17 protein-coding genes and 2 pseudogenes are annotated in these 18,268 nt (G+C 63.4%); 15 read left to right on the top strand and 4 right to left on the bottom strand.

Annotation, left to right across the window (positions count from 1 at the left end; genetic code table 11):
* Positions 1 to 87: 87 nt before the first annotated feature.
* On the top strand, positions 88 to 936 hold the full coding sequence (locus DES45_RS23455; protein ID WP_114773178.1) for a LysR family transcriptional regulator: 849 nt from the start codon (positions 88 to 90) through the stop codon (positions 934 to 936).
* A 278-nt stretch (positions 937 to 1,214) separates the two neighbouring features.
* Positions 1,215 to 1,670: a PAS domain-containing protein gene (locus DES45_RS23450; RefSeq protein ID WP_114773176.1), complete on the top strand. Its 456-nt coding sequence runs from the start codon at positions 1,215 to 1,217 to the stop codon at positions 1,668 to 1,670.
* Positions 1,671 to 1,699: 29 nt separating this feature from the next.
* Here the strand turns inward: DES45_RS23450 and DES45_RS23445 are convergent, their stop codons facing one another.
* Positions 1,700 to 2,416 (bottom strand): IS6 family transposase, encoded by a 717-nt coding sequence (locus tag DES45_RS23445; protein WP_114773174.1) that lies wholly within the window; start codon positions 2,414 to 2,416, stop codon positions 1,700 to 1,702.
* Positions 2,417 to 2,486: 70 nt separating this feature from the next.
* On the opposite strand from DES45_RS23445, the pseudogene DES45_RS23440 reads away from it, so the two are divergent.
* Positions 2,487 to 2,711: pseudogene (locus DES45_RS23440) on the top strand (DDE-type integrase/transposase/recombinase); the annotation flags it as partial.
* A 189-nt stretch (positions 2,712 to 2,900) separates the two neighbouring features.
* Here the strand turns inward: DES45_RS23440 and DES45_RS23435 are convergent.
* Positions 2,901 to 3,872 carry a 2-dehydro-3-deoxygalactonokinase gene (locus DES45_RS23435; RefSeq protein ID WP_114773172.1) on the bottom strand — a complete coding sequence of 324 codons (972 nt, stop codon included), beginning with the start codon at positions 3,870 to 3,872 and terminating at the stop codon, positions 2,901 to 2,903.
* Positions 3,873 to 3,977: 105 nt separating this feature from the next.
* Between DES45_RS23435 and DES45_RS23430 the strand changes: the two genes are divergently transcribed.
* From DES45_RS23430 to DES45_RS23385, 10 genes are all read left to right on the top strand, one after another.
* A complete protein-coding gene (locus DES45_RS23430) occupies positions 3,978 to 4,901 on the top strand; it encodes a dihydrodipicolinate synthase family protein (RefSeq protein WP_114773170.1) in 924 nt (307 codons plus the stop codon).
* Positions 4,898 to 6,070 (top strand): mandelate racemase/muconate lactonizing enzyme family protein, encoded by a 1,173-nt coding sequence (locus DES45_RS23425; RefSeq protein WP_114773168.1) that lies wholly within the window; start codon positions 4,898 to 4,900, stop codon positions 6,068 to 6,070. The genes DES45_RS23430 and DES45_RS23425 overlap by 4 nt, the downstream gene beginning before the upstream one ends.
* 27 nt (positions 6,071 to 6,097) lie before the next feature.
* The gene (locus tag DES45_RS23420) at positions 6,098 to 7,363 is read left to right on the top strand and encodes an ABC transporter substrate-binding protein (protein ID WP_114773166.1); all 1,266 of its coding nucleotides are present in this window, start codon (positions 6,098 to 6,100) and stop codon (positions 7,361 to 7,363) included.
* 61 nt (positions 7,364 to 7,424) lie between these two features.
* Entirely contained in the window at positions 7,425 to 8,330 is a 906-nt protein-coding gene (locus tag DES45_RS23415) for a carbohydrate ABC transporter permease (RefSeq protein ID WP_114773164.1), read from the top strand.
* A 10-nt stretch (positions 8,331 to 8,340) separates the two neighbouring features.
* Positions 8,341 to 9,171 (top strand): carbohydrate ABC transporter permease, encoded by an 831-nt coding sequence (locus tag DES45_RS23410; protein WP_114773162.1) that lies wholly within the window; start codon positions 8,341 to 8,343, stop codon positions 9,169 to 9,171.
* 10 nt (positions 9,172 to 9,181) lie between these two features.
* Positions 9,182 to 10,294 (top strand): ABC transporter ATP-binding protein, encoded by a 1,113-nt coding sequence (locus tag DES45_RS23405; protein ID WP_114773160.1) that lies wholly within the window; start codon positions 9,182 to 9,184, stop codon positions 10,292 to 10,294.
* A gap of 11 nt (positions 10,295 to 10,305) precedes the next feature.
* Entirely contained in the window at positions 10,306 to 11,292 is a 987-nt protein-coding gene (locus tag DES45_RS23400) for an NAD-dependent epimerase/dehydratase family protein (protein WP_114773158.1), read from the top strand.
* On the top strand, positions 11,226 to 13,004 hold the full coding sequence (locus DES45_RS23395) for an SMP-30/gluconolactonase/LRE family protein (RefSeq protein ID WP_425374307.1): 1,779 nt from the start codon (positions 11,226 to 11,228) through the stop codon (positions 13,002 to 13,004). The genes DES45_RS23400 and DES45_RS23395 overlap by 67 nt, the downstream gene beginning before the upstream one ends.
* Positions 13,001 to 13,762, top strand: coding sequence for an SDR family NAD(P)-dependent oxidoreductase (locus DES45_RS23390; protein WP_114773156.1), 762 nt, complete (start codon positions 13,001 to 13,003; stop codon positions 13,760 to 13,762). Before DES45_RS23395 ends, DES45_RS23390 begins: the two co-directional genes overlap by 4 nt.
* Positions 13,763 to 13,766: 4 nt before the next feature.
* Positions 13,767 to 15,176 (top strand): FAD-binding oxidoreductase, encoded by a 1,410-nt coding sequence (locus DES45_RS23385; RefSeq protein WP_114773155.1) that lies wholly within the window; start codon positions 13,767 to 13,769, stop codon positions 15,174 to 15,176.
* A 172-nt stretch (positions 15,177 to 15,348) separates the two neighbouring features.
* On the opposite strand, the pseudogene DES45_RS23380 reads toward DES45_RS23385, so the two are convergent.
* Positions 15,349 to 15,888, bottom strand: a pseudogene (locus DES45_RS23380) (IS6 family transposase); the annotation flags it as partial.
* 79 nt (positions 15,889 to 15,967) lie between these two features.
* Here DES45_RS23380 and DES45_RS23375 point away from each other — a divergent pair.
* Positions 15,968 to 16,669, top strand: a complete 702-nt coding sequence (locus tag DES45_RS23375; RefSeq protein WP_114773153.1) for an IS6 family transposase — start codon at positions 15,968 to 15,970, stop codon at positions 16,667 to 16,669.
* A 35-nt stretch (positions 16,670 to 16,704) separates the two neighbouring features.
* On the opposite strand, the gene DES45_RS23370 is transcribed toward DES45_RS23375, so the two are convergent.
* Positions 16,705 to 17,067, bottom strand: coding sequence for a hypothetical protein (locus DES45_RS23370; protein ID WP_114773151.1), 363 nt, complete (start codon positions 17,065 to 17,067; stop codon positions 16,705 to 16,707).
* A 545-nt stretch (positions 17,068 to 17,612) separates the two neighbouring features.
* On the opposite strand from DES45_RS23370, the gene DES45_RS23365 reads away from it, so the two are divergent.
* A complete protein-coding gene (locus DES45_RS23365) occupies positions 17,613 to 18,041 on the top strand; it encodes a hypothetical protein (RefSeq protein ID WP_147282491.1) in 429 nt (142 codons plus the stop codon).
* The last annotated feature ends 227 nt before the right edge of the window (positions 18,042 to 18,268 follow it).

The raw sequence follows: 18,268 nt of genomic DNA, 5'->3' as shown, positions 1-18,268 counted from the left end.
GGTCTGAATGGTAGCTCTAAAGGAACTTTAAGCATAGAATAAACGAATATGATTGACATTTGAGTGCAATTTTATCGTTATAGATGTATGGACATTGAACTTGCCCGAACGTTCCTTGAGATCGTTTCGACTGGGAGTTTCATTCGTGCCTCCGAGAGGCTGAACGTCAGCCAGACCACGGTCAGCGCGCGGGTTCGCAATCTGGAACAGCAGCTTGGACGGCAACTTTTCGTGCGCCATAAGGGCGGAGCCTCGCTGACGCCAGCAGGCGAGCAGTTCCTGCGCCATGCTCCGATGTTCGTTCAGTTGTGGCAACGCACGCTTCATCAGGTCGCGGTGCCGCCCGGCCGTCGGGCGGTGTTGACCGTCGGCAGCGAGGTAAGCCTCTGGCAGCCGCTTCTGCTGGACTGGGTTCAGTGGATACGCCGTTCAATGCCTGACATCAGCCTTCGTGTGCATGTGGACGTTCCGCAGGACCTGATTAACCAGGTTGCGTCCGGACTTGTCGACGTTGCTATCATGTATGCGCCCCAGCAGAGGCCCGGACTGAGAATCGATCTTCTGCGGGAGGAGAAGCTGGTGCTCCTCACAACCAACCCCGATGGACGCCTCCAGGACGGAACGGACTATGTGTACATGGATTGGGGACCGGACTTCGTGCTTCACCACGGCATGAACTTTCCCGATGTCGTGCCGGATGTTTTTATCGATCTCGGCCCGCTCGCCCTTAACTATGTTCTAGGGGTCGGCGGGTCCGGTTATTTCAGGATGAGCGCGGTTGAGCCCTATATCGCATCCGGGCGGCTGCACCTGGTCCGTGACGCGCCCCAATTTTCTTATCCAGTCTATGCGGTGCATTCCGCCACCGCCGATATGTCGGTGGTGAGCCCCGCCTTGGGGGGCCTGCACACGATTTCAGGCATGAAAGCCGGGTGAAGCAGCGGAGGGCCCGTATTTGCAAGCTTGGTTCTCTGGTCGCTGGTCAGGAATGGGGATCATCAGGGCAGATTTGGGTTCGAGCTGCACGAGCAATACCGTGCCGAAGCGCGGCTCGTCAGGTGCCAGCCCTGCAGAGGCGCTCCCCTGCGGACGATCAAATGAGCCTGGAATGGTCCGAGCGAGGAAAGACCGTTCCGGCCGCGGATCTGCTCCGATGCGGAAGTGGCATTCTGCCCGGCCCGCCCCATATGACCTGAGCAGCAAAGGAGGCCTGAATGGATATCTCCCGGCTTGCTGCCGATGCCATTCTTTCTGCGGCCGCGGATGCTGTCGTGGCGACGGACAGCGACGGGATCATTCAGGTGTGGAACCCTGGGGCCGAGCGGATCTTCGGCCATCGCGCGGAGGAGGCCCTCGGTCAATCGCTCGACCTCATCATCCCGGAGCGCCTGCGCCCGCGCCACTGGGAGGGCTTCCGCCGTGTCATGGCAACCGGCGAGAGCCATTACGGCGAAGGCGATCTGCTGTCGGTGCCGGGCATTCGCAAGGACGGCCAACGGATCTCGCTGGAGTTCACCATCGTGCCGCTCAAGGATGAGCGGGGAGCAATGTGTGGCCTGGCTGCCGTTATGAGGGACGTGACCAGCCGGTTCGAGGAAATCAGAGGCCTGAAGAACAAGCTGGCGGAGGCAACCGCACCGTCAAGGGTTCCGTTGCAACTCCTGACATAGGTCAAGCGGAGGCTAGACAAGGATGCTGATTATGCGGCTGTACCGAACAGGGTGGCAATGAAATTGCGCTGAGTGACCATGTCATTTGCTGGGGCGCCAACAACTTGTTCCTTGCGGATCATCGCCATAGCCTCATAGCCGGCAATCGTCTGCGTGGCAGTCAAGAAGCTCTTGAACCCCAGTCCAGGGCGAGCCAGACGCTTGATGCGCCGATGATCCTGCTCGACGATGTTATTCAAAAACGTCACCTGCCGGAGTTTGGCAAAGCGCCATAGCGCCCCCTTCCTCTTCATAACCCTCGTCGCGATTGGATAGGCTGCATTCTTGTCGACCGTGATGGTCCGAGGATTGACCGAATGCGGCTGCCCCAATGCCCTGCGGAAGAACCGTCGGGCGGCTGCCGCATCCCGCTTGGGCGAAAGCAGAAAATCGATTGTCTGCCCCGTCGCGTCGACGGCGCGGTAGAGATAAACCCATTCGCCCTTCGCGCGGATATATGTTTCGTCGACCCGCCAGGAGCCGTTGGTCATCCGCAGATGCGGACGGATGCGCTTATCCAGCTCCGGTGCATAGGCTTGGATCCACCGAAACAGAGTGGTGTGTTCGACCTGAACGCCTCGATCGGAGAACATGCGCTCGAGATCGCGATAGGTGATCGGGAACTGCAGATACCAGCGGACGGCCCACAGAATGATCTCAGCCGTGAACTGTCGACCTTTGAACAGGTTCTTGTTCCTTTGCTTCACTGCTAGCCCCTCTTAGCACCCTGTTTTCATAGTTGCGGTGAGCGAGGCTTCAAAGCTGCAACAGAACCAGCCGATCTGCATCGGTCAAAGTCGCTACCTCAACAATCGGATCGAGCAGGATCATTGTGCCGCTAAGAGGCGGGTCCGCCCCATGCTCGGGTTTAAGTCCACGGGCAGTGCCCGTGCGATCCTGGAAGGGATCGAGATGATCCACATGATGCGCAAACAACAGGCGAAGTATGCCTGCAATGGGCAACCATCGCTCGCCGAGCAGTTTCACTTGCTTGGCGCGTGAGTGCATCGCAAGGCACCTGCTACTTCCACGCTCCAATATCGGATTTGCGACAAAGCCCGATGTTATCCGCGATCGGCAGCGCCCCGAGAAGCTGAAAGCAGAAGTTGCTCCCGACCCCAGCGGTGGCAGCGAGGAACGTCTAAAAAAGTCCCAGCCGTTCCCGGTCTCCGGCCTTGGACCCCTGCCCCATCACGCTCGCCTCTGCCGATCCGCGCCGGCTAATACTGTAGGATAGCGTTCTTCGGCGATCCGCGCGATGATCAGGCAGCCGCGCACAGCAGCATCCTCCGGGGCGGGTTCGAGGCTGAGCCCGAACGCGCCGGCGACCCGCTCGTAGACCTCGACGAGATCGTCGTCGCCGACGACGGCAATGCGCTCGCCATCCTTGAACCATTCGAGCGCCTTTGCCTCCTGGAATTCGGATGCCACGACAAGGCCAGACAGGTAATCGGTCATCTGCTCCGGCACGAGGCCGCCCGAGAGCCAGCCGGTCCGCACGGCAAAGAGATGTGTCAGAAGCCCCGCGGGCCGCTTGTCGTCGCGAACCAAGGCGACGCCCTTGAGGAAAGCGTCCCAATCCGGCATCGCCGGCTTGCGCGCCACCTTCGCCAGGAATGAATGGCGAGAGAGCGTGCCGAAGATTTCTCCCGTCACGAGGGTTTGGAACGCGACGATCCGTCCGCCGGCGATACGGACCCATTTGGCGTGGGTTCCCGGAAGTACGACCGTGATGTCTCGTTCGAGCCCAAGGCCCACGAGTTGGGTCTCCTCCCCGCGCATCACATCCGGGAACGGATGCGCCGAGCAGTCGGTGAGGCCCGGCAGGAAAGTGATGGTGCCGCCATCCGGCAGCGGCACGATCTTCACCTGTGCAGCGAGATCCTCGGCGCGCGCCGGAGCCGGGACATAAGGCATCTCGATCCAGCCGTTGCGGCTGCCGATCATGCCCGCGGCATAGACGGGCAGGAGCCCGTGGGCCGTGCGCCAAGGAGCAATGGCGCGTTGGAGCACACCGAGGAAGTCGCCGTCCTTGACCGAGTGGATCCCCATCTCCGTCTCGATGCTATCTTGGACCGTGCCGTCCGGCGCCACGAGCAGGGCGCGGAACGAGGTTGTGCCCCAATCCAGGATGATCCGAAGGCGGGTCGCGTTGGCTGTCATGACGTTTCCATCCGTTTGTTCGATCTGCTTGACCCATAAACCAGGGAGACGTAAGGTCCAATATGAAAAACAATTAGTCCAACATATGGACCAAAAGGAAACGCGATGCTTCAGGGAATCTTTCCCGTCCTTCCCACGCCCTTTTCCACGACCGGCGGTGTCGACCCCGACGCCATCGATCGCATCGTCGACTTCGCGCTCGCTGCGGGAGTGGACGGCGTCGTGTTCCCGGGCTTTGCCAGCGAGGTCGATGATCTTCGTGCCGACGAACGGGCGAGCCTCCTGCGGCGGGTGGTCGAGCGAGTGGCCGGGCGCGTTCCCGTGGTCGCAGGCGCCAGCGCCCCGAGCGCCGAGGAGGCGATCGCCCATGCCCGCGAAGCGCTCGCGGCAGGAGTTCGCTTCACGATGATCCAGGCGCCTAAGAGCGTTGGCGTCGATGCGGCAGCGGTGGCGGCCTTCTACAGGGCCATCGCTGCGGCGGTGCCGGAGATCGAGATCGTGCTGCAGAATGCGCCGGCGCCGCGCGGCTCGGATCTGAAGCCCGACGTGATCCTCGCCATCGTCAAAGACAATCCGGCGGTTACCTACGTGAAGGAGGAGACGCTTCCTGCCGGGCCGGCGATCACCGCGATCCTCAAGGAGCGGCCGGCCCATCTGAAGGGCGTCATCGGCGGCGGCGGTGCCCGCTACATCATCGACGAATATCGGCGCGGCGCCTGCGGCGCGATGCCGGCGGTGGAAATCGCCGACGTGCATGTCGCCTTCGACCGCGCCTTCCGCTCGGGTGACATCGCCAAGGCACGCGATCTCTACATGCGGACCCTGCCGCTTCTCGTCATCCAGGCCAATTTCCGCATGGCCTTCACCAAATATGTGCTGACTCGGCGCGGTATTCTGTCAAGCCGCATTGCGCGGGCGAAGCTGCCGCCCATGGACGACATGGATCTGTCGGAGATCGACGCCTGGCTGAAGCTGGCCTCGCCGCTCCTGACCACCGGCGCTGCTGCCTTCGCCGGAGCTGCCGAATGAGCACCCGGGTCAAGACCGTCGAGGTCTACTCGATCACCATTCCGCGCGAGACCATCTATCTCGGCGAACCTCGCCCCGGCGAGACGGTGAACGAGAAGGGCTACATCGTCCGCAAAGGCAATCGCACGGTCTACCCGACCAGCGACCGCACAGTGGTCGTGCGCATCGAAACCGCCGACGGAGCGATCGGCTGGGGCGAGACCTACGGCATCGTCGCGCCCGGCGCGGCGATGGCGATCGTGGACGATCTCCTCGGCCCCTACGTCGTCGGCCGCGACCCGCGCGACGTCGTCGTGATCCACGAGGATCTCTACGATCTCATGCGCGTGCGCGGCTATACCGGCGGATTCTACCTCGACGCGCTCGCCGCGATCGACATCGCCCTGTGGGACCTGTGCGGCAAGCTCTCCGGCCTGCCCCTCGTCAAGCTCCTCGGCGGACAGCGGCATGAGAAGCTGCCGGCCTACATCTCGGGACTTCCCAAGCGCACCCGCACGGAGCGGGCCGCCTTCGCGGCCGAATGGCAGGCGAAGGGCTTCTCCAGCTTCAAGTTCGCAGCGCCCGTCGCCGATGACGGCATTGTCGCAGAGATAGAGAGCCTGCGCGAGACGCTCGGCCCCTCGGCCCGCATCGCCTGCGACATGCATTGGGCCCACACGGCCGACCAAGCCATCGCCGCGATCCGCGCCATGGAGCCGCATAGATTATGGTTCGCCGAGGCGCCGGTGAAGCCGGAGGACGTGGACGGCCTCGCGCGCGTCGCAGCCAACATCACGACGACCGTTGCCGCCGGTGAGGAATGGCGGACCGTGTTCGACCTCGTCGCCAGAGTCGAAAAGCGCGCCTGCGGCATCGTCCAGCCGGAGATGGGTCACAAGGGTGTGACCGAGTTCATGCGAATCGGCCAGTACGCCCAGGCGCATCATCTCGAGGTGATCCCGCACGCCACTATCGGCATCGGCCTGTTCATGGCCGCAAGCCTGCATGCGAGCGCCGCCCTGTCGGCGGTCACGTGCCACGAGTACCAGCATTCGATCTTCGAGCCGAACCGCCGGTTGGTGACGGGCGACATGGATTGCCGGGAGGGCTTCTACACCCTCCCGAACGGCCCCGGCCTCGGAGTCGAGCCATCCGAGGAGGCCATAAGCCTCCTTCAACAATATCGATAAAAACAAACCCGCAACGGAGGAAATGCCATGCTGAGAAGAAAACTAACCATCCTCGCGGCAACCGCCGCCCTCGCCCTGAGCACGAATATGGCGTTCGCGCAGAACAAGGTTCTCAAGTTCGTGTCCTGGCAGAAGGACGAGCGCGGCGTCGGCGACTGGTGGGCCTCGGTGATCAAGGCGTTTGAGGAATCCCATCCCGGCGTGAAGATCGAATGGACGAAAGTCGAACGCGGCGCTTACGCCGACACAATGACGACGCTGTTCGCCGGCGGCAATCCGCCGGACATCGTCCACCTCGCCTCGTTCGAGTTCCAGAAATTCGCCGACAACGGATGGCTCGAGCCTCTCGATCCCTACATCAAGGAATCGAAGCTCGATCTCAACGGCTGGGCCGGCCAGGACACCTGCGTCTGGAACAAGCAGACCGTCTGCACCATGATGCTCTACTTCGGGTATTTCCTCGCTTACAACGAGGACCTTCTGAAGAAGGAAGGACTGTCGGTGCCGAAGACCTACGCCGAGTTCCTCGAGGCCGCCAAGAAGACGACCAAGGATCTCAACGGCGACGGCATCATCGATCAGTTCGGCACCGGCCACGAGACCCGCGGCGGCGGCGGCCAGTACATCAGCGAGATGATGAACTACACCCTCGACGCCGGTGGACGCTGGACGGACGAGAACGGCAAGGTCACCATCAACACGCCGCAGATGATCGAGGGCCTCTCCCGCTGGAAGACTATCGTCAAGAACAACCTCACGCCCCGTGACATGTCGGCGGGCGAGGTGCGCCAGCTCTTCGCAGACGGCAAGATCGCGCTGAAGATGGATGGCCCATGGCTGTGGCCGATCATCCAGAAGGGCAAGGCCAAGGACCAGATCAAGACGGCGATGGTCCCGTTCAACCCGCCGGTGGGTGGCTCGTCCAACGTGCTTGCGATACCCACGGACATCGACAAGGCGAACAAGAAGCTGGTGTGGGAATTCATCAAGCTTGCGACCTCGGACCAGCTCCAGTCGACCTACGCCACCCTCGGCGCCTCCCCGCCTCCGAGCCCGCGCGCGGACATCAAGGCTGCCAAGGCCGAGAACCCGAACTTCGAGCTCCTTGTCCAGGCGACGCAGGCCGCCGCTAAAGCCAAGGTCGACCGCATCCCCAAGGGGTTGGAAATCAACTTCAATGAGTTCTCCAAGATGATCATGGAAGAAGCCCAGCGCATGATCATTCAAGACCTTGACCCGAAGGCGGTCGCCGCGACCATGCAGCAAAAGGCGGAAGCCCTTCAGCAGCAGTGACGCGCACCACCAGCGCCAAGTGCCGGCCGCGAAAGCGGCCGGCTCCTTCACAGGGGATCCCATGAAGCCGAGATTCAGCCTCGACCTCGCGCGCCCGAGCCGACGCCATTGGCTCGGCTATCTTCTTCTCGCGCCCGCCGTCCTCCTCATCGGCCTCATCATTGTCTACCCGCTCATCGTGTCGGTGGACATCTCGTTCCAGAACGTGAACATCGCCCGGCTCGATCAGCCGCGCCGGCCGTTCACGACCGCGAACTACGAGCGGCTGTTCACGTCCGCGGACTTCTGGAATGCGGCCTGGGTAACCCTCAAGCTCGTGATCATCGTCAGCGTGTTCTGCTTCCTGCTCGGGCTCGGGACCGCGCTTCTCGTCAACAACAAGTTCAAAGGCCGCTCCCTGGCTCGCCTCCTCGTCGCCCTGCCCTGGGCCGTGCCGGAGGTCATCGCCGTCGTGATCTTCGCGTGGATGTTCGATTCCTCCTTCGGGCTAATGAACTGGATCTTCATCAAGCTCGGTTTCATCGACACCACGGTCAACTGGTTTTCATCCCCGGCGGCCGCCTTCATGGTCGTGTGCATGACCATGATCTGGAAGGGCTATCCCTTCGTGTCGATCATGATGCTTGCCGGATTGCAGTCGATTCCGGAGGATTTCTACAATGCCGCACGGGTCGACGGAGCGAACACCTGGCAGCGCCTCGTCAACATCACCATTCCCTCGCTGATGCCCGTTCTGGGCGTGACGCTCGTTCTCGTCATGCTGTGGGTTTTCCGCGACTTCTCCATCATCTACGTGCTCACCGGCGGCGGGCCGCTCAAAGCGACGCAGACCCTCTCGATCATGACGTACGAACAAGCCTTCGGCTTCTTCAAGATGGGGTATGCCTCCGCCATCGGCGTCGTCACCCTCATCATCTGCGTGATCGCAAGCCGCCTGATGATCGGCCGCGCGCCGGACAACATCTGAGGTCGTCGTTATGAAACGTAGCCTCCTCCACTCGACGTTCCTGTACGTGGCGGTCATCCTCGTCTGCGCCCTCCTCGTCTTCCCGATCTACTGGCTGTTCATCACGGCGATCTCCCCGCCCGACCAGCTTCGGGTGCTGCCGCCCCGGTTCTGGCCCGAGATCCCGCGCTGGAACGTGTTCGGCGATGTAATGAGCGACCGGCCGATCCTGCTTTGGCTCGGCAACTCGGCGCTTGCCGCCCTTGGTAGCGTGTTGCTGTCAATGACGGTCTCGGTGCTCGCCGGCTACAGCCTATCGCGCTTTCGCGTCCGCGGTGGCCAATCGCTCGGGCTGTTCATCCTCACGGCGAAGATGCTGCCCGCGACGCTGCTCGTCATCCCGCTATTCGGCATCTTCCGCACCCTCGACCTGATAGGGAGCCTGTGGTCGATCGTCCTCGCCCATGCCACGCTGATCATCCCGTTCACCACCTGGATGCTGAAGGGCTATTTCGACACGATTCCGCGGGAGCTCGAACAGGCCGCGATGGTCGACGGATGCTCGCCCCTCGGCGCCATGGTGCGCGTGATCCTTCCGGTCTCTGCACCGGGCCTTGCGGCGACGGCGCTCTACGGCTTCGTGCTGTCCTGGTCCGATTATGCCTATGCCCGCACGTTCCTGACGAATGCGCAGACCAACTGGACCGCCAATCTCGGCATCACCACCATGAAGGGCGAGTACATCTCCAACTGGGGCGACATCTCTGCCGCCTCGATCCTCGTCGCCCTCCCAGTCCTCCTCATCTACCTGTTCCTCGAACGCTATCTTGTCGGCGGCCTCACCGCCGGCGCCGAAAAATAGGGGTCGCCGCATGGCCGGCATTCACATCGAGCACGTGACCAAGTCCTACGGGCAGCTCACCGTCCTCAAGGACTTCTCCCTCGACATCGCCGACGGCGAGTTCGTGGTCTTCGTCGGCCCGTCGGGCTGCGGCAAGTCTACCATGCTCAAGATCCTGGCGGGCCTCGAGGAAGCGACCTCCGGGACGATCCGCATCGGCGGCCGCGACGTCACCGATCTCGCGCCGGGCGATCGCGACATCGCCATGGTGTTTCAGAACTACGCCCTCTACCCGCACCTCACGGTGCGCAAGAACATGGGATTCGGCCTGAAGATGCGCGGCACGGACTCTGCGGAGATCGACAGGCGCGTCACCGAGGCAGCGAAGATCCTCGGCGTCGATCACCTCCTCGACCGGCGGCCGAAAGCCCTTTCCGGCGGCCAGCGGCAGCGCGTCGCCCTCGGGCGTGCCATCGTGCGCGAGCCGCAGGCCTTCCTCATGGACGAGCCCCTGTCGAATCTCGACGCCAAGCTGCGTGTCCACACCCGCGCCGAGATCAGCGCCCTTCACAAGCGCCTTGGCGTCACGACGATCTACGTGACGCACGACCAGATCGAAGCCATGACTATGGCCGACCGTATCGTGATCATGCGCGACGGCATCATCCAGCAGATCGCCAATCCGGACACGATGTTTCGCAAGCCGGCGAACCTGTTCGTAGCAGGCTTCATCGGCTCCCCCGGCATGAACTTCTTCAAGGCGACCGTAGCGCCGGGACAGGGTAGCGCCATGGTGCGCCTGTTCGGGCAGAACGTGCCCCTTCAGGCGCCCACGGGCCTTTCCGGCCGTGAAGTGGTGGTCGGTCTGCGGCCGGAGCACATCGTCGCCGGCGAGGGGCCGGTCACGTTCGCGGTGACGCCGCGCCTCGTCGAGAGCCTCGGCAGCGAGAAATACATCTATGTGGACGTGCCGCCGGAGAACCGGGTCGAGGTCGCCCACACAGGGGGCGACGACCGGCGCGCCGATACCATCATCGCCCGGCTCATCAACCCCGAGGAGCGGGCCGGCAGCGGGCCGCTCACCCTGTCCTTCGATCCTGCGCGCCTCCATCTCTTCGACGCGCAGACCCACATTGCCATCTGAATGAGGTATCAATGACCATCCTCGTAACCGGAAGCGCCGGACGGGTCGGCTCCAAGGTGGTTCAGCGCCTCCTCGATGACGGGAAGACGGTGACAGGCTTCGACCTTAGGGCCTCAGGCATTGCCCACCCTCGCTTCCGCGAGGTCGTCGGCGCCTTCGACGACCGGGCGGCTGCCGCCGCCGCGACGGAGGGCGCGACCGCCGTCCTCCACCTTGGCGCCTTCATGTCCTGGCTTCCCGGCGACGCGGACAAACTGCACCGGGCGAACGTGGACGGCACCCGCATCCTCCTCGAACAGGCGGTTCGCGCCAACCTGGAGCGAGTGATCTTTGCGAGTTCCGGCGAGGTCTATCCGGAGAACGTCCCGGATTACCTCCCGGTCGACGAGAACCATCCCGTCAAGCCGCGCTCACCCTACGGCCTCACCAAACTCCTCGGAGAGGAGATCGTGCGCTTCGTCGAGCGCGTGTCCGGCATTCCGGCGACGATTCTGCGCTTCTCTCATACCCAGGGCGCCGCCGAACTCCTCGACCCGGCGAGCTTCTTCTCAGGACCGCGTTTCTTCTTGCACCCGAAGATCCGTCAGCAGGAGAGCTTCGGCAATGCGGCGGCGGTCGAGCGTCTCAGGGAGATCGACGACGGCCGCGAATCTCTCGTGATCTCACGCAACGAGAACGGCCGCCCGTTCAAGATGCACATCACGGACACGCGGGACATGATCGAGGGCATCCTCCTTGCCCTCTCCAGCCCGAAGGCCGCCGGCTGCACCTATAATCTCGGGGCCACTACCCCGGTGGATTTCGCCGAGGCGGTCACCCTCATGGCGAAACTCACCGGTCTGCCGGTGAAGATTGTCGACCTGCCCGGTAGCGGTGTGTTCTACGAGACTTCCAACGCGCGTATCCGCACGGAACTAGGCTTTGAACCGACATGGACGATCGAACGGATGATCGCGGAGGCCGCCGCCGCCCGCGCGGAACGGACGAAGGCCGCCTAGCCGTGGACAACCCGCGCGTGGCGCCGCCGGAGGAGCGGGAGGTTCCGACCGGGGCTGCGGCCCTCGCCAAGGGCCTCTACCTCCTCGACGTGATCGGCGAGCATGCAACGCCACCGCGCTTCAAGGACCTGCAGGCGGCGACGAACTTGCCGAAGGGCACCCTGGCGCGGATGCTCAACACCCTCGTCCTGTTCCGACTCATCCGACACGAGGAGAGCGACAACACCTACCGGCTCGGGCACCGTCTCTTCGAGCTGGCGCACCGGGTGTGGGAATCCTTCGATCTGCGCGGGGCCGCCGCGCCGGTCGTCGAGCGCCTCGCCGACGAGACCCGCGAAACCGTCGCTCTGTGCTCCATTGACGGCGACCAAGTGCTCTACATCGACCAGAAGAGCCGCGGCGGCGCCTTCGGTTTCAGGATCGAGATCGGCCGCCGGGCGCCGCTGCACTGCACTGCCGGCGGCAAGGCGCTCCTCGCCTTCGCCTCCCCGCACGAGCGGCGGGCTCTCATCGACCACAAGACGCTCGAACGCTTCACCGATCGCACCATCGTGGATGGGGAGGCGCTCATGGCCGATCTCGCCCTCGCCCGGGCGCGGGGCTATGCGATTTCCCTAGAGGAGCACGTGGCTGGGGTCGTCTCCGTCGCGGCTCCGATCTTCGATCATACCGGCCGGGCGATTGCCGCCATCGGCGTGTTCGGGCCGAGCTCGCGCCTGTCCAACGACCGGCTCCACACCACCGGCCGCGATCTGATGGCGGCCGCACGTCAAATCTCCGGTAATGTTGGCGCCATGCCTATGAACATCAATCCGCAGAGCCGGATCGGGCCGCCCTCCGACAGCGGGGTGGAATGCGTTCTGCCGTGGGGCGCGCATCTCGCCGAGGGACCGGTCTGGGCGCCGCACGAGAAGCGGCTCTACTGGGTCGATATCCTCGCCCCATCGGTCCATCGCTTCGACCCCGCAACGCGCACTAACGAGGAGATTGTGCTGCCCCGCCTCGTCAGCGCCGTCGTGCCGCGTCGCGGCGGCGGCCTCGCTGCTCTCACGCAGGACGGGCTTGAGGCCCTCGACTTCGACAGCGGGCGCCTCGAGCCCCTCGTCGACCCGGAGGCAGACATTCCCGACAATCGCTTCAACGACGGCAAGTGCGACCGGCTCGGCCGTCTGTGGGGCGGCACCATGCGGCTCGACGCGAGCCGCGCCACCGGCGCCCTCTACGCCATCGCCGGAGATCGCTCGTGGAAGAGGGTGGCTGCCGGCTTCACCGTGGCCAACGGGCTCGATTGGAGCCCCGACGCACGGACCTTCTATTTTGCCGATTCCGCCCCCGGCCGGATTCACGCCTACGATTTCGACCTCGCCGCCGGCGCCATCGACAACCGCCGCATCTTCGCCGAGATCGACGCCTCAGAGGGGCGACCGGACGGCCTTGCCGTCGACAGCGAAGGCTTCCTGTGGTGCGCTATCTGGGACGGGTGGTGCGTGCGCCGCTACGACCCGGACGGTCGCCTGGAGCGCGAGGTGCGGCTGCCGGTGCCGCGCCCAACCAGCGTCGCCTTCGGCGGCGAGGACTTGAAGACCCTCTTCATCACCACTGCACGCATCCGCCTGCCCTCCCGCGTCCTTACCGAGGCACCCTTCTCGGGCGGCCTCTTCGCCATGCCGGCGCCGGCCGCCGGCTTGCCTATCTCGGAGTTCGCCGGTTGACCCTGCCCCGCTTTCCTGACCTTTCCTCTCGCACTGCGCTCGTCACCGGCGGCGCCGAGGGCATCGGCCGCGCCATCGTAGAGGCCTTCGCCACGCAGGGCACGACCGTTGCCTTCCTCGATCTCAACGCGACCCTCGGGGAGGCGCTCGCCTCCGATCTCGTTGCAGCGGGCGCGCGCGTCGTCTTCCACTCCGTCGATTTGCGCGAGGTTGGCGCAACGCAGGAGGCAATCCGCGCTCTTGCGGCCGATCTCGGACCGTTCTCGATCTGCGTCAACAATGCCGGTCACGACGAGCGCCACCGCTTCGACGAGGTGACCGAGGCCTATTGGGATGACCGCTTCGCCGTGAACCTCCGGCCGATGATGTTCGTCAGCCAGGGCGTCGCGCCTGGCATGCGCGCCCTCGGCGGCGGCGCGATCGTCAATGTCGGTTCGACGTCCTGGATTCAGGGCGCACCGGGGCTCATCGCCTACACCACCGCGAAGTCGGCGGTCATCGGCTTCACCCGCTCGCTTGCCCGCGAACTCGGGCCCGATGGCATTCGCGTCAACTGCGTCACACCCGGCTGGGTGATGACCGAGCGCCAGCGCAAGATGTGGTGGACGCCGGAAAAATGGGCGGCGGCCGAGGCGCGCCAGTCCATCAAGGGCGAGATCCTGCCGGAGGACATCGCAGCGATGGTGCTGTTCCTCTCCTCGGACGCGGCGCGCCGGTGCACGGGCCAGAACTATATCGTCGACGCGGGAGTGGTGTGAACCGATGCATCCCCTCGCGGGCCTCCTCAATCCCGACGATGTGATCACCGATCCGGCGGCGATGGCGCCGTACCTGATCGACTGGCGCGGCCGCTTCACCGGCGCGGCGGCAGCGGTGATGCGGCCACGTACGACGGAGGCCGTCGCCACGATCCTGCGCTGGGCGACGCAGACGGGAACGCCCATCGTGCCCCAGGGCGGCAATACCGGCCTCTCCGGCGGCGCGACGCCGGATGCCTCCGGTCGCGCGGTGGTGCTCTCCCTCGAGCACCTCGACCGCATCCGTGCCGTCGATCCGGTCGGCAACACCCTTATCGCCGAAGCGGGCTGCATCCTCACGACCGTGCAGGAAGCCGCCGCTTCGGCCGGTCGCCAGTTCCCGGTGAGCCTCGGCAGCGAAGGCTCCTGCCGGATCGGCGGCCTTGTCGCGACCAATGCGGGCGGCATCAACGTGATCCGCCACGGCATGACCCGCGATCTCGTTCTCGGCCTCGAATACGTCACGGCCGCAGGCGAGATCGTGCGCGGGCCGAAGCGCCTGCGCAAGAACAACGCCGGCTACGACCTGCGCCATCTCCTCGTCGGCTCGGAGGGAACGCTCGCGGTCATCACTGCCGCGGCCCTGCGCATCGTGCGCCCGCCGCCTGCACGGGGAAGCGCTCTCGCCGCTCTCGCCAGCCCGGACGACGCCCTTCGTCTCCTCAGCGCTCTGCGCGAAGCCGTCGGCGAGGAAATTCTCGCCTTCGAGCTGATGTGCGCTGCCGAGATGGATCTGGTGCGCGCCCGTTTCCCACAGGCGCGCTATCCGTTCGCCCATCCTCACGCGTGGTATGTCTTCACCGAGATCGGCGGTGAGAGCGAGGGGACCGTGTCTGCGCGTCTCGAAGCCACCCTGGGCGATGCAATCGAGGCCGGAACTGTCGTTAACGCCGTGATCGCGGCGAGCGAGGCACAGGCGCGGGCAATTTGGTACCTGCGCTTCGCTGTCTCCGAGGCGAACCGTCTGGCTGGCCCGACTGCGTCCCACGACGTCAGTGTCGCCACTGAGGACGTGCCGGCCCTGATCGCCCGCGTCACCGCTCGCCTCGGTGCTGAATTTACCGCGGCGCGCCCCCTGTTTGTCGGCCATGTCGGGGACGGCAACATTCACGTAAACGTGCTCTTTCCCGACACGGATGCTCTCGCGGCGCAGGGAGCCGCGGTGAACGCTGCGGTCTACGCCCTCGCCTGCGACCTCGGCGGCAGCATCTCCGCGGAGCACGGGATCGGCCGTCTCAAGCCCGTGACGTTCGCCCGTATTGCGGACCCGGCCGAGCTTCGCCTCATGCGGCAAATCAAGCAGGCCTTCGATCCCGCCGGCATCCTCAATCCCGGTGCGGTATTCGCCGCGCCGGACACGTCGTTCCCGTCCTGATACAAGCCCGAAGGAGGCCTTCATAATCTTCGTAAATCGCGCTGATGTCGATGTCTCACCCGCGGTCCGCCCATCATTGGTTCCTGACCGATTGGCCGCGGATGATCGCTGGCCGGTGTTGTCACGTTAACCCGCATCGGGCGCATTGAGGCCATTCCGGCCGCATGACAGTTCAAGCGGCAACAATCGCCGCGACATTCCACTCCTCCATGGCGTTGAGGCGGTGAAGGGGGGTAGCACGGGCAGAGCGGCGGGAGTGGGGTGGAACGAAAAGGTTGCGGACCGCAGAGAACACGCTGACGAACCTCTGTAGCCCTCTGGGTGATCGAAAGCCTTGCCTCGCCCGTTCTCGCCGGCGGAACGGGAGATGTGAATTCTCCGCCCGATTGTTGAGCCCCTTGTGCGAGCGGTGTTCGACGTCTGGCATGATCTGCCGTCGGGCAGCGGCATAGGAGCCGAGCTTGTCCGTGATCGTTCGCCGAGGTGGGCAGCCCTGCTTCCGCAAGAGTCGTTTCAGCAAGCGCTTGGCTGCCTTGGTGTCGCGCCGGCTCTGGACGACTTCATCGAGCACATAGCCGTCCTGATCGACCGCCCGCCAGAGCCAATGCTTCTTGCCCGCGATCGTGATCACGACCTCGTCGAGGTGCCAAATATCGCGACGGTTCGGTCTCTTGCGCCTTAGGCGGCGGGCGAAATCGGGTCCGAACTTGGGGAGCGCGCAAGGTTTGTGCAATAAACCGGTGATGTCACATTAACACGAGTATGAGAGCAAGCCGTGTAGATGGGCCGGCATGCCCAAGCCCGTCAGCTACAAGCGCCACCGCTTTCCACCCCAGATCATCGCCTACGCGGTCTGGCTCTATTTCAGGTTCCCATTGAGCCTGCGGCTGGTTGAGGAGATGCTGCTCGAGCGCGGCATCCTCGTCTCCTATGAGGCCGTCCGGCGATGGGCTCTGAAGTTTGGACCGGATTTCGTCCGCCGCCTGAAACGCAAGAGGCCGAGTCGCCGCGATATTTGGCACTTGGATGAGGTCGTGATCACCATTGCCGGCCAAAAGCACTGGCTCTGGCGCGCCGTCGATCAGGATGGCTATGTCCTCGATGAGATTGTCCAGGCGCGGCGCGATATCAAAGCGGCCAAACGCTTGCTGAAGCGCCTGTTGAGGAGGCAGGGTTCCCCGCCGCGGCGGATGATCACGGACAAGCTGGGCTCCTATGCTGCCGCCCGCTGTCACGTTATGCCAAGGGTCGAGCATGGCTCGCATAAGGGTCTGAATAACCGGGCTGAGAATTCGCATCTCCCACTGAGAAAGCGGGAGCGAATGATGCAGGGCTTTCGATCCGTCGGAGGTCTGCAGCGGTTCACCTCTGTGTTTTCAGCCGTCAGAAACCTATTCGTTCCGCCCCATTCGCACCGCTCTGCCCTCGCCACCCACCTTCACCGCCTTCAGGCTATGGCGGCATGGAAAGGCGCGGCCGGCGTGCTCGCCTGAAACCAACGAAGCAAGGGTGTTATTGGCTTCTCAGGTTAACGTGACATCGCTTGGAGGGCATGTCCTACGAGGAAACGGCCGCCAGCTTCGGGCTCCAATGCTGCGCCAGCCCCGATCTGATCCAGAAGAGCCTGAAGCTTCTCGGGAATGGGTGCCTTCATCAGGTCCTGATACAGCTTGGCCAGCGAGGAGCCGAGAATATGGTTCACCTGCGTCTGAGAAAAGATCAGGCTATTGGGCTCAGCTGTTCCACCATGCTGATCTTCGTCAATTAGCATCGCTTGCTCCGCAACAACCCGATTTCCGATTAACCTGTGTTTGCGGCTGTCCAACTCCCGCGGCCGTGAGCGGGTTTCAGCCGAGCCATGCTTGAGCAAAAGAATGCCCGCCCAGACCATTCTGGGCGGGTTCCTTCCAGTCAGAGGTTGATCTTTCGATGTCACTACAGTCCTGAAGCCCGTGGAGGGTTATCCTGTTCGTGGCGGGTTTATGTGGGAGAGCCACTCAGGGAAGTGTCGCAGGTGGTTCAGGATCCTGTCGTGAGTGAACCGCTGCGGCGGTTGCTTCTCACCTGCGCATCGCCAAGCCAATGGCAGAGCTCTTCAAGCGTTCGGAACCCGTGCTCCTGGGCGAAGAACGGCGGCGGTCAATGGCCAGGAGGCAGATCCTCCAGCAGCTCTGCAGTCCAGGCCAGTTCCCTCCCCTGACCCGTCTGAACAACACTTCGACCGGTACTCCACTATCTCCAGTCGTTCGGCGGACGCTTCTTTCTGATTCCCAGATTGGGTGGCTGCCGTGTTGACCTGCTTCTGAACTCCATAAGCTCTTGGCGGTCCAAAGCGCATTTTGGCACAGTCGCGTCAAGTCAGCTTGAGTATTGCCGCAGAAGGCAAGAGATCGTTAATCTGCTTCTCAGACGGTGCAGTTTGAGTGGGGGCATGGGATGGCGGCTAAGAAGGAAGCATTCGGGAATCTGGATCGCCGGAATATCTCTCTGCACCCCAAATCCATAGACGCAGGTTGTCTCAATGGAATTGCTGTTGGGCTGCTTGCAGTATTCCTCTTCGCCGCCACGTCGGCGGGCGCAGATGAGTTCGACGCACTAGCAATTTATAGCGAGGCACAGCCACTCAATGATCGTTGGCAGGCTTGTGCGGCCTCGTTTGTAAGGCCTTGGCTGAAATCGCAAAAGTTGCCTGACGCGCTTGCACAGGAGGCTCTGGACAGCTGCCGATCAGACCAGGAGAGACTGCGTCTCTTCTTTGCCGGCAAGATTGGGAAAAGATCGGCGGAGAATGTGATTGTGCTGTTGCGCGAAAAGTATCAGTCGGATCTGATTGCGGCAATCAATGAGCTTCGGACCCGCAACTAAGGTGGACAGCCGCGATAAGGTCCAAGCCGTGGTGATCGGAATCGGCGGGTTTAGGGGTCAGCAAGGTGTGTACGTTATTCATTTGGTAGTTCCTGCTTAGACTAAGGCCACCATCGCTGCTGATGATGATCGAGACGTGGCACCGTCTAAAGAGTAACACGGCTATTCCGAAGGACAGCCCTGATCCACAAAGGCAGGGTTCCGAATAGCACTGTGTCATCCCCCGT

Source organism: Microvirga subterranea (assembly GCF_003350535.1).
Lineage (GTDB): Bacteria > Pseudomonadota > Alphaproteobacteria > Rhizobiales > Beijerinckiaceae > Microvirga > Microvirga subterranea.
Note: the sequence above shows the minus strand (reverse complement) of the source record. Positions and strands in the feature narration are given on the sequence as shown.

Coding starts and splice junctions, on each gene's coding strand:
- DES45_RS23455 (WP_114773178.1), top strand. CDS start 88: ATGGACATTGAACTTGCCCGAACGTTCCTTGAGATCGTTTCGACTGGG.
- DES45_RS23450 (WP_114773176.1), top strand. CDS start 1,215: ATGGATATCTCCCGGCTTGCTGCCGATGCCATTCTTTCTGCGGCCGCG.
- DES45_RS23435 (WP_114773172.1), bottom strand. CDS start 3,872: ATGACAGCCAACGCGACCCGCCTTCGGATCATCCTGGATTGGGGCACA.
- DES45_RS23430 (WP_114773170.1), top strand. CDS start 3,978: ATGCTTCAGGGAATCTTTCCCGTCCTTCCCACGCCCTTTTCCACGACC.
- DES45_RS23425 (WP_114773168.1), top strand. CDS start 4,898: ATGAGCACCCGGGTCAAGACCGTCGAGGTCTACTCGATCACCATTCCG.
- DES45_RS23420 (WP_114773166.1), top strand. CDS start 6,098: ATGCTGAGAAGAAAACTAACCATCCTCGCGGCAACCGCCGCCCTCGCC.
- DES45_RS23415 (WP_114773164.1), top strand. CDS start 7,425: ATGAAGCCGAGATTCAGCCTCGACCTCGCGCGCCCGAGCCGACGCCAT.
- DES45_RS23410 (WP_114773162.1), top strand. CDS start 8,341: ATGAAACGTAGCCTCCTCCACTCGACGTTCCTGTACGTGGCGGTCATC.
- DES45_RS23405 (WP_114773160.1), top strand. CDS start 9,182: ATGGCCGGCATTCACATCGAGCACGTGACCAAGTCCTACGGGCAGCTC.
- DES45_RS23400 (WP_114773158.1), top strand. CDS start 10,306: ATGACCATCCTCGTAACCGGAAGCGCCGGACGGGTCGGCTCCAAGGTG.
- DES45_RS23395 (WP_425374307.1), top strand. CDS start 11,226: ATGGACGATCGAACGGATGATCGCGGAGGCCGCCGCCGCCCGCGCGGA.
- DES45_RS23385 (WP_114773155.1), top strand. CDS start 13,767: ATGCATCCCCTCGCGGGCCTCCTCAATCCCGACGATGTGATCACCGAT.
- DES45_RS23375 (WP_114773153.1), top strand. CDS start 15,968: ATGCCCAAGCCCGTCAGCTACAAGCGCCACCGCTTTCCACCCCAGATC.
- DES45_RS23370 (WP_114773151.1), bottom strand. CDS start 17,067: ATGGTCTGGGCGGGCATTCTTTTGCTCAAGCATGGCTCGGCTGAAACC.
- DES45_RS23365 (WP_147282491.1), top strand. CDS start 17,613: ATGGCGGCTAAGAAGGAAGCATTCGGGAATCTGGATCGCCGGAATATC.